Source organism: Sinorhizobium garamanticum (genome assembly GCF_029892065.1).
In the GTDB taxonomy this organism is placed as follows: domain Bacteria; phylum Pseudomonadota; class Alphaproteobacteria; order Rhizobiales; family Rhizobiaceae; genus Sinorhizobium; species Sinorhizobium garamanticum.
The window spans coordinates 842,255-857,619 of record NZ_CP120373.1; the positions used below are offsets into that span (position 1 = coordinate 842,255).

General features: G+C 62.9%; 12 protein-coding genes. All 12 read right to left on the reverse strand.

Features of this window, described 5'->3' with window-relative positions:
- Positions 1-103: 103 nt before the first annotated feature.
- Positions 104-1,159 (reverse strand): PhoH family protein, encoded by a 1,056-nt coding sequence (locus PZN02_RS04035; RefSeq protein ID WP_280660331.1) that lies wholly within the window; start codon positions 1,157-1,159, stop codon positions 104-106.
- 124 nt (positions 1,160-1,283) lie between these two features.
- Entirely contained in the window at positions 1,284-2,684 is a 1,401-nt protein-coding gene (gene miaB / locus PZN02_RS04040; protein WP_280660332.1) for a tRNA (N6-isopentenyl adenosine(37)-C2)-methylthiotransferase MiaB, read from the reverse strand.
- Between the two features lie 55 nt (positions 2,685-2,739).
- On the reverse strand, positions 2,740-3,564 hold the full coding sequence (gene olsA, locus PZN02_RS04045) for a lyso-ornithine lipid O-acyltransferase (RefSeq protein WP_280660333.1): 825 nt from the start codon (positions 3,562-3,564) through the stop codon (positions 2,740-2,742).
- Positions 3,565-3,695: 131 nt separating this feature from the next.
- Positions 3,696-4,193, reverse strand: a complete 498-nt coding sequence (locus tag PZN02_RS04050) for a GNAT family N-acetyltransferase (protein WP_280660334.1) — start codon at positions 4,191-4,193, stop codon at positions 3,696-3,698.
- 6 nt (positions 4,194-4,199) lie between these two features.
- The gene (gene tsaB, locus PZN02_RS04055) at positions 4,200-4,859 is read right to left on the reverse strand and encodes a tRNA (adenosine(37)-N6)-threonylcarbamoyltransferase complex dimerization subunit type 1 TsaB (protein ID WP_280660335.1); all 660 of its coding nucleotides are present in this window, start codon (positions 4,857-4,859) and stop codon (positions 4,200-4,202) included.
- Positions 4,860-5,031: 172 nt separating this feature from the next.
- Entirely contained in the window at positions 5,032-5,598 is a 567-nt protein-coding gene (locus tag PZN02_RS04060; RefSeq protein ID WP_280660336.1) for a NifU family protein, read from the reverse strand.
- 190 nt (positions 5,599-5,788) lie between these two features.
- Positions 5,789-6,280: a universal stress protein gene (locus PZN02_RS04065; protein WP_180939957.1), complete on the reverse strand. Its 492-nt coding sequence runs from the start codon at positions 6,278-6,280 to the stop codon at positions 5,789-5,791.
- Between the two features lie 52 nt (positions 6,281-6,332).
- Complete coding sequence (trpS, locus tag PZN02_RS04070; RefSeq protein ID WP_280660339.1) at positions 6,333-7,397, reverse strand: tryptophan--tRNA ligase; 1,065 nt, start codon at positions 7,395-7,397, stop codon at positions 6,333-6,335.
- 104 nt (positions 7,398-7,501) lie between these two features.
- Positions 7,502-7,894, reverse strand: coding sequence for a VOC family protein (locus PZN02_RS04075; protein WP_280660340.1), 393 nt, complete (start codon positions 7,892-7,894; stop codon positions 7,502-7,504).
- On the reverse strand, positions 7,891-9,501 hold the full coding sequence (gene murJ, locus PZN02_RS04080; protein ID WP_280660341.1) for a murein biosynthesis integral membrane protein MurJ: 1,611 nt from the start codon (positions 9,499-9,501) through the stop codon (positions 7,891-7,893). The genes PZN02_RS04075 and murJ overlap by 4 nt, the downstream gene beginning before the upstream one ends.
- Positions 9,498-12,347 carry a [protein-PII] uridylyltransferase gene (locus PZN02_RS04085; protein ID WP_280660342.1) on the reverse strand — a complete coding sequence of 950 codons (2,850 nt, stop codon included), beginning with the start codon at positions 12,345-12,347 and terminating at the stop codon, positions 9,498-9,500. Before PZN02_RS04085 ends, murJ begins: the two co-directional genes overlap by 4 nt.
- Positions 12,348-12,564: 217 nt before the next feature.
- Complete coding sequence (gene mutS, locus PZN02_RS04090; protein ID WP_280660343.1) at positions 12,565-15,309, reverse strand: DNA mismatch repair protein MutS; 2,745 nt, start codon at positions 15,307-15,309, stop codon at positions 12,565-12,567.
- Between the last annotated feature and the right edge of the window lie 56 nt (positions 15,310-15,365).

Consider the following 15,365-nt stretch of genomic DNA (forward strand, 5'->3'; position numbering starts at 1 on the left):
GGGACGCGGGCGGAAAACCGCATACGCTTTTCCTCCTCCCGCTCTAAAGCGTGATCCAAGAAGTGGGAACCGGTTTTCGAACAGATCACGCGATAAACAAGGACTAACGATCGCTCTGCTCGCTCTCGTCGTGAACCGCGGTGTGGGCTTCATAGGCCCTGACGATCCTCGCCACCATCGGATGACGGACGACATCGACATCCTTGAAGCGGATTACCGAAACGCCTTCCACGCCATTGAGTATCTGCAGCGCCTCCACGAGGCCCGACTTGACGCCGCGCGGCAGGTCGATCTGGCTGGGGTCGCCGGTGACGATCATCCGGCCGTTTTCGCCGAGGCGGGTCAGGAACATCTTCATCTGCATCGATGTCGTGTTCTGCGCCTCGTCGAGGATTACGGCGGCATTGGCGAGCGTTCGCCCACGCATGAAAGCGAGCGGCGCGATCTCGATCACGCCCGCGGTGATCGCCCGCTCGACCTTGTCGCCGGGCATCATGTCGTAGAGCGCGTCGTAGAGCGGCCTCAAGTAGGGGTCGACCTTTTCCTTCATGTCGCCCGGCAGGAAGCCCAGGCGCTCGCCGGCTTCGACCGCCGGTCTCGAAAGAACGATACGATCGACCGCGCCGCGCTCAAGAAGCTGAGCGGCATGAGCAACGGCAAGATAGGTCTTGCCGGTGCCGGCCGGGCCGATGCCGAAGACGAGTTCCGCCCGCTCCATCGCGCGGATATAGGCATCCTGCATGGGCGTCCGCGCAGCGATGGTCTTCTTGCGCGTCGAAATCTGCGCCATCGTCAACTTGGCTTTGCGCTCCATGGTCGGCAACTGCAACTGGTCGTCAGCAGCGACCGCCATACGGATCGCTCCCTCGACATCGGACGTATCGATCGATCCGCCACTCTGCAATCTTCCGTAGAGATAGTCGAGGGCGCGCCGCGCCTGGTTTGTCGCCACCACGTCGCCCGAGATCGCAACGGAATTTCCGCGCGGCCTCGCATCGATGCGCAGGCGTTCTTCAAGCAACTTCAGATTCTGGTCGAATTGGCCGAAGAGCTCGCTGGCAAAGCGGTTGTTCTCGAAAGTAAGCACGAAGTGATTGGCGTCTGTCGCAGATGTTTTTGACTGGCGCGATGATGAAGAAATCAATTCGTGTCCGTTCAAGCGGTTAGGCTCCTCGCTCTCGCTTTACTGCGCCGCGCGTCAGAATTGACACGCAAAAGACGCTGTAACGTCTTACTGCGCATAAGCCTTTCTGAAAATCGATTCCGATTTTCGGGGCCATGCGCTACCCGATCATCTCGGCAAAGAGGCTATTGGAGCCCGCTTTGATGATTCGTACTTTGATAATGTCACCGATTTGCGATGCTTTTGCATCAACATTCACCGGCTGCAGCCAAGGTGAACGACCGACGAGCTGGCCGGGCATACGGCCGGGTTTTTCCAGAAGCAGATCGATCTCGCGCCCAATGCAGGCTTGAGCAAAGTCGCGCTGCTGCTTCATGAGCAAAGTCTGCAATCTTTCCAAACGCTTGGCCTTCACGTCCTCGGATACCTGATCCTTGAGTTCGGCCCCCGGCGTGCCGGGACGGGTCGAATACTTGAAGGAAAATGCCTGTGCATAACCCACCGCCTCCACGAGACGCAGGGTATCCTCGAAGTCCTCGTCGGTTTCACCCGGGAAGCCTACGATGAAATCGCCGGATAGGGCAAGGTCGGGCTGAGCCGCGCGGATGCGATCTATCAGGGCGAGATACTCGGCTGCCGTATGACGCCGGTTCATCGCCTTCAGGATGCGGTCGGATCCCGATTGGACCGGCAGATGCAGATAGGGCATCAGCTTCGCCATCGACCGATGCGCCTCGATCAGGTTGTCATCCATGTCGCGCGGATGGCTGGTCGTATAACGCAGGCGCGCAAGGCCGTCGATTTCGGCAAGGCGGACGAGAAGATTGCCCAATCCCCAGTCGCGGCCGTCCGGGCCGGTGCCATGCCAGGCGTTGACATTCTGCCCGAGCAGGGTGATTTCGCGCACCCCGCCTTCGACCAGCCTTTCGGCCTCGGCAACGATCTGAGCCACCGGTCGCGACACTTCCGAGCCGCGGGTATAGGGCACAACACAGAAGGTGCAGAACTTGTCGCATCCCTCCTGCACCGTCAGGAAGGCGGTTACGCCGCGGGCGCGTGTCTTCGCCCTGTCTGGTGCGGGCAAATGCTCAAACTTGTCCTCGATCGCATAGTCGGTCTCGACGACGCGCTCGCCGCCCCGCGCTCGCTTCAACGCCTCGGGAAGACGGTGATAGGTCTGCGGGCCGATGACGAGGTCGACCGCCGGCGCGCGGCGAAGGATTTCGTCGCCTTCAGCCTGCGCGACGCAGCCGGCGACGCCGATGACCATTTCGCGGCCTTCGCGCGCCTTCTCCTTCTTCAGTTCGCGCAGCCGGCCAAGCTCGGAATAGACCTTTTCCGCCGCCTTCTCGCGGATATGACAGGTGTTGAGCAGGACGAAATCCGCTTCCTCCAGGACGTCGGTCGAAACGTAGCCGTCGCGCGAAAGCGCATCCGACATGCGGTCGGAATCATAGACGTTCATCTGGCAGCCATAGGTCTTGACGAAGACCTTGCGCGAGGGTGTGTGTTCCTCGCCCGGCACCGGCGTTTTCGACAAAAGAGCTGTTTCCTGGGTCATGCGCGGTTCTTTAGTGCATGGCGGCCCAAAGTTGAAGCATTTTCGGCGCAGATCGCTATCCTTCGGCCCGCGCCACGGCCCGATCCAACCTCGGCCGCCCTCTCAGGCGGTCCGACAGCATGCTGCGAATGCGCTGCTCGATCGTGCGGCTCACGTCTTTCCGATTGGCATGGCGGTCATAGTCCACCGCCTCGCCGAAATCGACATCCACGTCCAGCGCGCCTTCCCGCAGCACGCCAAGAAGGTGTGGCAGCAGTCCGGTGTCGCCGGGCCATGCGGCAATCGGCCTATTGTAGCGCCCCATCGGCATGCCGTGGATTCCGGTGTAGGAGATGGCCAATGGTTGAACATGGACCACCCCGGTCGGCGAGTGCGGAACCGCAGAAGCGGCAGCACCGAACAGCGAGGTCTTGATGTCAAGCAGCCGGTTGCCGTCCGAGGTCGTCCCTTCCGGGAAGAGCACGACGATCTCTCCATCGGCGAGCCTTCGACCGATCTCGTTCACCTGATGGCCAGTCGAGCGCTTCTGGTCGCGCTCGATGAAAACGGAGGCCTGCAGGCGGGCGAGAAGCCCGAAAACGGGCCAGGTCTTCACCTCGGATTTAGCGACGAAGACGACGTCGGCCACGGAGGACAGGACCAGAATATCCTTCCAGGACACGTGATTGGCGCTGAGCAGCAACGGACGCCGGCGATCTGGCTCGCCATGAACGCGAACGCGAAGACCGAGCAGCAGGCATGCCACGCGGTGCCAGAAACGTGGCAGCCACCGTCGGGGCTTCAAATCCAGCCACAGGCAAAAGATCTGCACCGGCATCAGCACCAGCGAGACCAGCACCAGCAGCGCGCCGCACAGGGCAACCCGGACCCAATTGATCATCCGCGAAGGCTTTCCAACCCGCTCAACTTTCCTTCATCGTTCGGCCCCGCGTGCAAGCGCGCCACTTTCGAAACGCGGCCAGACGCATCCGAACGGGAGACGCGCAAACACAGACCATGTGGTGAATCGGACTAGCGAAGATCGAGTCGCATGACAAGCGCCGCCGTGCGCGCTCCTGTCGAGCCCTGGTAGTATGCGCGGCGTTCGCCAACCTTGAGGAAGCCGAGCTTCTGATAGAGACCGAGCGCGGCCTGGTTCGTTTCATCGACTTCGAGGAAAAGCGCCTCGGAACCTTTGACGAATGCCTCACGCATGGCCGCCTGCATCAGGCGCCAACCGAGGCCGGACCGGGCGAAACGCGGATCGACGCCGATCGTCAGGATTTCGGCCTCTCCGGCCACGGCGCGCGAGAGCACAAAACCGCCAAATGCAGGCCGAAAGGCACCGTTCGTCTGGCGCGCCACAAAACCGAAGACGGTATCCTGCGACAGCAATGCGTGAATTTCACCGTCGCTCCAAGGAGAAGCGAAGCGTTGGCGATGCAGCGCCGCGGCGGCAACGAGGTCGCCCTCCTCGAGCGGGAAGATATCGAACTCCGTCCGACGGGTGAAATAATCGGTCAAACTCATCGCGGTCTAGGCTCGGGTTACGGCAAAGCCTGCCTGAGGCTTCGCATCCGGTCCACGCAAGTATAGCGGTTTCGGCTTGGCTGAGGCTGGATCGGCGCCGGCACCCAACCGGCCAACGACAGCAATGTCGATGTTGTCCGGCATTCCACCCGCCTGCAAATGGCCGACGAGGGAAGCGCCGGAGCCGCAAACCGTGCCTTTGAACCCGGAAAACCGCTCGCGCGCCTCTGTCACCGGCAGAACCTCGGGCTCGCCCCTTGCCCCACCGGAGGCGTCGAAAAGCTGGGTATAGACTTCGTCCCGCTTCGCGTCGATGACGACGAGAACCGGCTGGCCGGGTGTCGCCAGCCTGGCACCTTCGGCGGCGACCTCAAGCGTGGTGATCCCGACGGCCGGCTTGCAGAGGGCAAGCGCGAGGCCACGTGCGGCCGCAACCCCGACACGAATGCCGGTAAAGGATCCGGGGCCGACTGTGACTGCGATACGGTCGATGTCTGCAAGTTGCCTGTCGGCGGCGAGCAGCGCCTCGTCGACGAACTCCATCAGACGCTCGGCGTGGCCGCGTCCAATGTTCGCACCCGCGCGGGCCAGAAGCTCGGCGGAGGCGCTGTCATAAACCGCAGCGGAGCAACCGCTCCCCGATGTATCGATGGCAAGCACTAACATATCAGCCGCAATGGCCTCCCTCCATTGCTTCGCGCGCAGATCCGGCGCGAAGTGCTCTACAGCGCCGCGCGCCTTATCAGACGCGCAAAGGGACGCTGTAGCACTTTGAAGTGCTGCATGTTTTTATTCTTAAATCGGCTAGGATTTAAGGGAACATGCAGTGGCGCCCGGATCAGACGGATTCGACTGCTTCGACTTCTGGAACGAAGTGGCGCAGCAGGTTCTGGACTCCGTGCCTCAACGTCGCAGTCGAGGATGGGCAGCCGGAGCATGCGCCCTTCATGTTCAGGAACACGGTGCCATCCTTGAAGCCGCGGAAGGTGATGTCGCCACCGTCCTGGGCAACGGCCGGACGAACGCGGGTTTCAAGCAATTCCTTGATTGTGGCAACGATGGCTTCGTCGCCCTCGTCGAAGAACTCACCTTCCTGGTCCGCCTCCTCGGCGCGCCCGGCACCCGACATGACCGGCTGGCCGGACATGAAATGTTCCATGATCGAGCCAAGGATGGCGGGCTTCAGGTGCTGCCACTCCTGCGCTTCCTTGCTGACCGTGATGAAGTCGTAACCGAAATAGACGCCGGTGACGCCCGGGATCGAGAAGAGCCGCGCCGCCAAAGGCGATTCTGCACGGGCCTCTTCTTCGCTCCGGAATTCGGCCGTACCGTTCTCCATCACCACCTTGCCCGGCAGGAACTTGAGCGTGGCCGGATTTGGCGTGGCTTCCGTCTGGATGAACATCTTTCTCTCCGTTTCGCCGGAAGCTTCCCGACCGGCTCTTTAGAATTGTTCAAAAATATAGGTGTTTCGCCCCGCCCTCGCAAGGGCGCATCCCGTCGCACGTGAACCGCTGTGATCGGGACGGGGGAGCGTGCGGAAGACCGCCTCTTCCCGACTTGGAAACGGCGCGATGCCGCACGGAAATAGGGCTCTAGCTCAGCGCGTCTATTTCCTCGTCAGTCAGCATATCGGGAATGACGGTCACGGGAATCGGAAAGGCCGCGGCCTTTCCGGCGATGGACGACACCAGCGGCCCCGGCCCTTCCTTCGCCGATCCCGCTGCGAGCACCAGAATGGCGATGTCGCGGTCGTCCTCGATGACGGCGTGGATCTGCTCCGTGGCGATCCCTTCGCGAATGACGATTTCCGGTTCGATGCCGATGCTTTCGCGCACCGTCTGAGCCACCTTTGCCAGCGTCGCCTCGGCCTCTTCACGCGCTTCCGCCCGCATGATCTCCTCGACCCCCAGCCACTGCTGGAAGTCGCCATCGGCGATCACGTAGAGCAGCACCAGGCCGCCGTTGGAGTTCTTCGCGCGCATGCCGGCATAGTGCACGGCGCGGCCGCATTCGGGCGTATCGTCGATCACCGCCATGAACTTGCGGCGATGACCTTCCAGTCGTGAGAGTCGGGTGGAAACCATGCGGCGAACATTACATTGCCGTTCGCCGCCCGCAAGGTCTCATTTTTGCGCGCTACTGCAAAAACCCGATGATTTCGCGAACCTCGCGCATTGTCTTTTCGGCGCGCGCGCGCGCCCGCTCGCCGCCACGCCTCAGGATTGTGTCGATGTGCGCGGTATCATCCATCAGGCGGCGCATCTCACCGGTGATCGGCGACAGCACGTTGACGGCGAGATCGACCAGAGCCGGCTTGAAGATCGAGAACTGCTGGCCCCCGAACTCGGCGAGAACCTCATCCTTCGTCTTGTCGGAAAGCGCCGCATAGATGCCGACGAGGTTTTCCGCCTCCGGCCGGCCGGCGAGGCCGTCTACTTCGCTCGGAAGCGCGTCGGGGTCGGTCTTGGCCTTGCGGATCTTCTTCGAGATCGTCTCGGCATCATCCATCAGATTGATGCGTGACAGATCGGAAGGATCGGACTTCGACATCTTCTTCGTGCCGTCACGCAGAGACATGACGCGCGGCGCCGGCCCACCGATCAAGGGCTCGACGGGCGGGAAATAGGCATGGATCGGCTCTTCACCGACGACGATATCGACGCCGTAACCGCGCGCCCGGATATGCTCCATGAAGTCGATGTTGAACTTCTGGGCAATGTCGCGCGTCAGCTCCAGGTGCTGCTTCTGGTCGTCGCCGACCGGAACATGCGTGGCACGGTACACGAGGATGTCGGCTGCCATCAGGCTTGGATAGGCGAGCAGGCCGAGCGAGGCGTTTTCGCGATCCTTGCCGGCCTTGTCCTTGAACTGGGTCATCCGGTTCATCCAGCCGATGCGGGCGACACAGTTGAAGATCCAGGCAAGCTCGGCGTGCTGCGGCACCGCCGACTGGTTGAAGACGATATGCTTTTCCTGATCGATGCCGGAGGCGATGAAGGCGGCCGCTATCGAGCGGATCTGGCCCGGCAGATCCTCGTGCACGAGCTGCGCGGTGAGCGAGTGCAGGTCGACGACGCAATAGATGCAGTCGTTGTTTTCCTGCAGTGCAACGAACTTGCGGATCGCGCCGAGATAATTGCCGAGATGCAGGTTGCCGGTCGGTTGTACGCCGGAAAATACGAGCGGCTTGAATTCGTTCATGTCGTCCTCAATCGGGCTTGTGGAGGGCCCGTCTCCAGTTGATATCCGCCGCGCTTATGCACGGCAGGCAAAGTGCAATCAAGGGGGTGCGGGCGTGTGACGGATCACGACGCCGGTTGCAACAGATCCCAAAGGTTGCCGAACGGGTCGGCAAACACCGCGACCGAACCGTAGGCCTCGTGGCGGGGCGCCTCGCGGAATTCGACGCCGGCCGCCAGCATCGCAGCGTGATCACGGGCAAAATTGTCGGTGAACAGGAAGAAGCCGACTCGGCCGCCGGTCTGGTTACCGATCGCGGCCCGCTGCCGTTCGTCCGCCGCCCTGGCGAGAAGCAAGGCCGTCTCCGCGGCACCTTTCGGCCGAACGAGCACCCAGCGCTTGCCGCTGCCGAGGTCCGTGTCCTCGATCAGGTCGAACCCGAGCTTGCCGCAATAGAAGGCGATGCCGTCGTCGTAATCCGGCACGACGATGGCGACGCGGGCGATCGTCTGCTTCATGGCGCATCGGGCTCCTGGCTCGCCGCAGCTTCGACCGGACCGCTGGCGCCCCTGCGCCGCAGATTGCGGCGGATCATGCCGAGGCTTGCGCCGCCAAGCCCGAAGGCGAAGGCGAAATAGATCACCATCGCCGCCGCCACCAGGCCGCAGAGGGTTAAAGCCCGCGTCAAAAGCGGGGCAGCGGACGAAAGCGGGAACGCCAGCCACTGGACCGCAAAATGCAGCGCAACCGCCATGATCGCCGCGGCGATCACCAGGCGCGGAATCCGGGTCAACAGTGGGATGTCGCGTCCCCAATGGCCACGCCAGACGAGGGTTGCGAATAACAGCACGGCATTCACCCAGCCGGCGACGATCTCCGCTATTGCGATGCCGCTCGCGGCGAGCGTCGGAAACAGCGTCAAGGCCAGCGACACGTTCACTGCCACGGAAATTGCGGCGAAGATCATCGGCGTGCGGGTGTCCTCGCGTGCGAAGAAACCCGGAATGAAGGCCTTGATCAGCACGAAGGCCGGCAGGCCAAGGCCGTAGATCGCCAGGATATGGCCGACCACGACGGTCGATTCGGGCAGGAACTTGCCGCGCTCGAAGAGCAGCCGGACGATCGGTTCCGACATGACGAGCAGTGCGGCGGCGGCCGGCAGCGTCAGGAACAGCGTAAATTCGACGGAGCGGTTCTGCAGGTTCGACGCTTCGTTGATATTGCCGGCGCGAAGCGCCCGCGCAAGCTCCGGCAGCAGCACGGTCGCGACCGCGATGCCAACCACGCCGAGCGGGAGCTGGTAGATGCGGTCGGCATAGACGAGCGACGACACGGCCCCCGCCTTAGCGGAGGCGATATTGGTGTTGATCAGAAGGTTGATCTGGGTGATGCCGCCGGTGATCGCCGCCGGCAGCGCCAACACGAGAAGCCGTCTGACATTCGCCGTCAGCCGCGGCCGGCGAAGCCCGATCCGGATCCCGGCGTTGCGCACGGCGAACCAGACGATCGCGAGCTGCACCAGCCCTGCAGCCAGGACGCCCCAGGAAAGGCCATAGCCGACCGCAACCGCGTCGTGGCCACTATGCCAGGCATAGGCAAGAACGCCGATCAGGATGACGTTCAGAAACACCGGCGCGATCGCCGCCGCGAAGTAGCGGTGCAGCGAATTCAGCATGCCCGCCATCATCGCCGCCAGCGACATGCAGGCGAGATAGGGGAACATGATCGTCGCGAAGGATACGGTGCTTGCGAATTTCGGCGGATCGCCGGCAAAGCCCGGGGCTATCAACTCCCGGACGATGAACGGCATCGCCAGCTCCATGGCGATCGTCAGAAACAGGAGAACGGTGAAGAGCACACCGAAAACCTCTTCTGAAAAGCGACGCGCGCCATCCATGCCGCGTGCTTCGATCTCCTTGGCGAAAAGCGGCACGAAGGCGGAGTTGAAGGCGCCTTCGGCAAAAAGCCGGCGGAAGGTGTTGGGCAGCCGGAAGGCGGTGTTGAAGGCGTCGGCAACCGGTCCGGTGCCGAGCGCCGCCGCCATGAAGGTTTCGCGGACGAAGCCGAAGATGCGGCTTCCAAGCGTCGCACCGCCGACGGTTGCAAATTTCTTGACGAGGCTCATGTTTCGGCTTTTGTCGCTTTGGAACCATGTGATGCGCGCGGCGCATGCGCCGGTGCGATGATACCCGAGGGCATGCGGTCGCGAGCCTCGTCCACTTCGTCGGCCAACACCGCCTTGAGGCGCGCCGCGATGTTCGTCTGCCGGTTCTCGCTGGTGATCTTCGAGCCGACCAGATCGGTGACATAGAAAGTATCGATGACCTTCTCGCCGAAGGTGGTGATATGGGCCGAGGCGATGTCGAGCGAGAGGTCGGAAAGCACTGCCGTCACCTCGGAAAGGAGACCGGGCCGGTCGAGGCCCTCGACCTCGATAACGGTGAACTTGTTCGACAGCGTGTTGCTGATCGTCACTTCCGGCGTGACCGTGAAGGCCTTGCTGCGCTTCTTCACGCGCGTGCGGCTGGCGATCACTTCGGGCAGGCGCTTGCGGCCGGAAAGCACATCCTCGATCAGCTTGCCGATGCTCGCCGCCCGGCGCATCTCGTCCTCGTCGACCGGAAATTCCCGGTTGACCAGAATCGTGTCCAGCGCCCGCCCATCGGACGTCGTAAAGATCTGTGCGTCGACGATGTTGGCACCCGCCGCGGCGCAGGCTCCTGCAATCACCGTCAGCAGGCGCGGATGGTCCGGGGAAAGCACGGTGATTTCGGTGATGGCGTGGAACTGGTGCGTGCGCACCATGGTCGCAAGTGTCTTGCCGGCCCGGTCCGCCTCGCGAATGAACTCCGCGTGCCGGACCTGATCCTCGAGCGCCACCGAAAGAAGATAGGGCTGATAATGTAGCCGCACATAGGCCTCGCGGTCCGCCTCGGACCAATCGGTCAGCGCCTCCTCCAGCATGCGGGCCGCATGTTTTGCCCGTTCCTTCCGCGACAATTCCGAGAAGCCGCCGGAGAGCAGAAGCTCGGTCTCGTAGTAGAGCGTGCGCAGCAATTGCCCCTTCCAGCCGTTCCACACGCCCGGCCCCACCGCCCGGATATCGCAGACCGTCATGATGAGCAGCATTTTCAGGCGATCGAGCGACTGCACGCGCTCGGCGAAATCGACGATGGTCTTGCGATCGTTGAGGTCGCGCGTCTGGGCCACCATCGACATGGTGAGATGCTCCTCGACCAGCCAGACCACGGTTTCGGTCTGCTTTGGAGAAAGCCCCAAACGCGGGCAGAGCTTGCGGGCCACCTTGGCGCCGGCGACCGAGTGGTCCTCCGGTCGGCCCTTGGCAATGTCGTGCAGCAGCACGGCGACATAGAGTGCCTCGCGGTCCTCGATGCCCGGCATCAGCGTCGCCGAAAGCGGATGCGCCTCCTCCTCGATGCCGCGCTCGACCCGCGAGAGAATATCGACCGTGCGCAGCAGATGCTCATCCACCGTATAGTGATGATACATGTTGAACTGCATCATCGACACGATCTTGCCGAAATCCGGGATGAAGCGGCCGAGGACGCCGGACTCGTTCATGCGCCTCAGGATCAGCTCCGGATTGCGCCTCGACGTCAGGATCGAGAGGAACAGCCTGTTGGCTTCCTCATCTTCGCGCAGTTGCGGCGTGATCAGGCTCAGCGAGCGGGTTACCTGCTTCAGCGCGGCCGGATGGAACTCCAGGCCGTTTATGTCGGCGACGTGGAAGAGCCGCAGAAGGTTTACCGGATCGCGCTTGAAGACATCGGGGCTCGACAGCGTGATGCGCCCGCCATCATCGACGAAGTCGAGCGTACCGGCGATCTTGCGGGTGCGGTGTTTGAAACGACTGATCACCCCGGAAATCCCCGGTGCATCCTTTGCCTGCTGGTCCTCGAGCGCGGCGCAAAAGATGCGCGTCAGATCACCCACGTCCTTGGCGACGAGGAAATAGTGCTTCATGAAGCGCTCGACAGCCGAAAGGCCGGGGTGATCGTGGTAGCCAAGCGCCTCGGCGATCTCGCGCTGTATGTCGAAGGAGAGTCGCTCTTCCGCCTTGCCCGTCAGGAAATGCATGTGGCAGCGCACCGCCCAGAGGAAATCCTCCGATTTCTGGAAAAGCTTGTATTCCTGTCGCGACAGGACGCCGAGCTTGACGAGATCGGCCGAGTCCTTGACCCGGTAGAAATACTTGGCGATCCAGAACAGCGTGTGCAGGTCGCGAAGCCCGCCCTTACCCTCCTTGATGTTCGGCTCGACGAGATAGCGGGTATCGCCCGCCTTGCGATGGCGCTGGTCGCGCTCGGCAAGCTTGGCGGCAATGAAATCGGGACCGGTGTTGCGGATGATCTCGCGGTCGAAGCGCGTTTCGAGTTCGCTCGCCAGTGCCTCGGAACCGCAGATGTAGCGGCATTCAAGGATCGCCGTGCGAATTGTCATGTCGGCGCGTGACAGCCGGATGCATTCCTCGATCGTGCGCGTCGCGTGACCGACCTTGAAGCCCAGGTCCCAGAGGATATAGAGCATGAACTCGATCGCCGGCTCCGCCCAGACCGCTTTCTTTGCCGGCAGCAGGAAGAGAAGGTCGATGTCCGACCCCGGCGCCAAAGTTCCGCGTCCGTAGCCGCCGACGGCCGTCACCGCGATGCGAGATGCCGGCGGCGCCTTCGCCGCGTCGAAGACCTCGTTCAGCACGAAATCATGCAGCAGGGTGATGAGCTGGTCCTGGAGCCAGGAGATGCGTTCAGCGCATTTGATCCCGGCGCCGTCGGCTGCAAGCAACTCGCGCGCCTTGGCGCGGCCCGAAAGATTGGCCTGCTTGAATGCGGCAAGCAGGGCCTGACGCATCGGTTCTCGCTGCTCCGCATGAGCGGAGGCGATGAAGCTGCATTTCGCTCGCAGCGCCGCAACATCGAGAATTTCGGGAAAGGAAGTTTCGTGTCTGGCCATGAAGTGCCGAGGGGCGTCCTGTCCGACTGGTTGAGTAATCCGCTGCATCTGCCAGCGCTCCTGCATGTCGCCGTGGACCGGCCGGAAACATGCAGCATTTCAAAATGCCACGTCCTTTGGGCCTCGAAAGGCGCGCGGCGCTGTATAGCCTTTCTATTCCTCAAATGACAGGAAAAATAGGCAGCATCATCGCGGTCGATTCCGCCCTCGCGGGAGATCAGCGGGCGCCAAGTTGCTTCTTCAGCGAATAGAGGGCGTCGAGGGCGTCGCGCGGCGTCATGTCGTCGGGATTGAGCGCCTTCAGCGCCTCCTCGACCTTCGACGGCCCGGCCCTCGCCGACTCCTCGCGCCGTATCGCCACCTGGAAAAGCGGCAGGTCGTCGATCAGCTGGCTTGCCGGGTTTTTGCGGTCGGCGTCCTCGAGCTTGGCAAGCACATCCTTGGCCCGCGCGACGACCGACGCCGGCAGACCGGCAAGTCGAGCCACCTGGATCCCGTAGGACCGGTCGGCGGCGCCGGGACCGACCTCGTGCAGGAAGATCACGTCACCGTCCCATTCTTTGACCCGCATCGTCGCGTTCGAGAGCCGGCCAAGCTTTTCGGAGAGCACCGTCAGTTCATGGAAATGGGTGGCGAAGAGCCCGCGGCAACGATTGACCTCGTGCAGGTGCTCGACCGCGGCCCAGGCAATCGACAGGCCGTCGAAGGTCGCGGTACCGCGGCCGATTTCGTCGAGGATCACCAGCGAGCGGTCCGTCGCCTGGTTGAGGATCGCTGCGGTTTCGACCATCTCGACCATGAAGGTCGAGCGGCCGCGGGCGAGATCGTCGGACGCGCCGACGCGGGAAAAAAGCCGGTCGACGATGCCGACATGCGCCGCCGCTGCCGGGACGAACGACCCCATCTGTGCCATGATCGCAATCAGCGCATTCTGGCGCAGGAAGGTCGATTTACCGCCCATGTTCGGACCGGTGAGCAACCAGATCGCCCCGCCCTCGTAACCTTCCGGAGGCGACAGGTCGCAGCCGTTGGCAACGAAGGCGTTGGCCGCCTGGCGCCGGAGCGCCTGCTCGACGACCGGATGACGTCCGCCGTCGATCGCGAACATCCGCGAGCGGTCGACCACGGGGCGTGCATAGTTCTGCTCTTCGGCAAGGACAGCGAGGCCGGTCGACACATCGAGCGTTGCGAGCGCCAGCGCCGCCGCCTTGATCGCCTCGGCATGCCCAACGACCTCGCCCACCATCGCCTCGAACGCTTCGAGTTCGATCGCAAGGGCCCGATCCGCCGCATTGGCGATCTTGGTTTCGAGCTCCGCGAGCTCGGTCGTCGTGAACCGCATCGCATTCGCCATGGTCTGGCGGTGAATGAAGCGCGCGCGCCCTGCGTCGGTGTCGGTCATCGCCCCGGCATTTCCCGCGGTCACCTCGATGAAATAACCCAGCACGTTGTTGTGCTTGATTTTCAGCGATTTGATCCCGGTTTCATCGCAATATTGCAGTTGCAGGCCCGCAATTACCCGGCGCGACTGATCGCGCAACGCTCGCATCTCATCGAGTTCGCCATGCGCTCCTTCGCGCACGAAGCCGCCGTCGCGCTTCAAGAGCGGGAGTTCTTCCGCGAGCATCGACTCGAGTCTCGCCAGCAACGCCTCCGGCAATGCCTCGATCGCGGCATGCGCCTCGGTCAGTTCTGTCGAGAGGTTGCCGCGCGACAACAGCGCCGATATCGTCGCCGCGGCGCGAAGCCCGGCCATTATCGCCCCAAGATCACGCGGGCCGCCACGGCCGAGCGCCAGCCGCGACAGCGCGCGCGGCATATCGGGCGCGCGCCGCAAGGCGTCGCGCAGATCCGTCGCAAAACGCTGCTGGTCGGCCAGGACCTCGATCGAATCGAGCCGCATGTTGATCCGGTCGGGATCGGTCAGCGGCGACATCAGCCGCTCCGCGAGAAGCCGCGCGCCGCCGCTCGTTACCGTTCGGTCGAGGGCTCTGAGCAACGTTCCCTCGCGCGCGCCGGAAAGCGTCTTGACCAGTTCGAGGTTGGCGCGGGTCGCCGGGTCGATGAAGAGCGTCGAGGCGACGCTTTCCCGCTCCGGAATCCCGAGCGCCGGGCGCTCGGCAAGCTGGGTCTTCTCGACATAGGAGATTGCCGCCGAGGCCGCCGCAAGCTCGGCGCGCGAAAAGCTGCCGAAGCCATCAAGGGTCTTCACGCCGTAATAGCGGGCAATGCGGCCTTCCGCCGTCGCACTGTCGAATAGCACGGACGGCTGCGGCACCGCGACCCGGCCGAGCACGTCGAAAACCGGCCGGAGCTCAGGATCGTGAAAGACGGTATCCGGCAGGATCAGTTCACGCGGCTCGATGCGCAATATATCGGCGAGCAAGCGGCCGTCGGCCGTCTCGGCAAGGCGGAAAATGCCGGTCGATATGTCGATCCAGGCGAGCGCATAGGCCGGTTCCGAGCCGCTGCGGATACGGGCAAGCGCCATCAGATAATTGGATTCTGCCGGAGAAAGCAGCTTGTCCTCGGTGATCGTTCCCGGCGTCACCAGCCGGACAACGTCGCGGCGCACGACCGACTTGCTGCCGCGCTTCTTCGCTTCGGCCGGATCCTCGACCTGCTCGCAGACGGCGACCCGGAAACCGAGGGCTATCAGCTTCTGCAGATAGTCGTCGGCCGCGTGAACCGGCACGCCGCACATCGGGATCTCCTGGCCCAAGTGCTGGCCGCGCTTCGTCAACGTGATCCCGAGCGCGCGCGAGGCTTCGACCGCATCCTGGAAGAACAGCTCGTAGAAGTCGCCCATCCGGTAGAACAACAGCGAATCCGGATTGTTCGCCTTGATCTCGATGTACTGCTCCATCATCGGAGTCGCGGTGGAGCGGCTCTCCTCGCTTGCCAGATCGGACACGGAAAGGACATCGCCCGTGCGGCTCGATGGGTCTGTCACGAAATTCATGATTGTTCCAAAAAAAGAGATGTCACACTATCCGCAAGCATTTATAGACGACAATA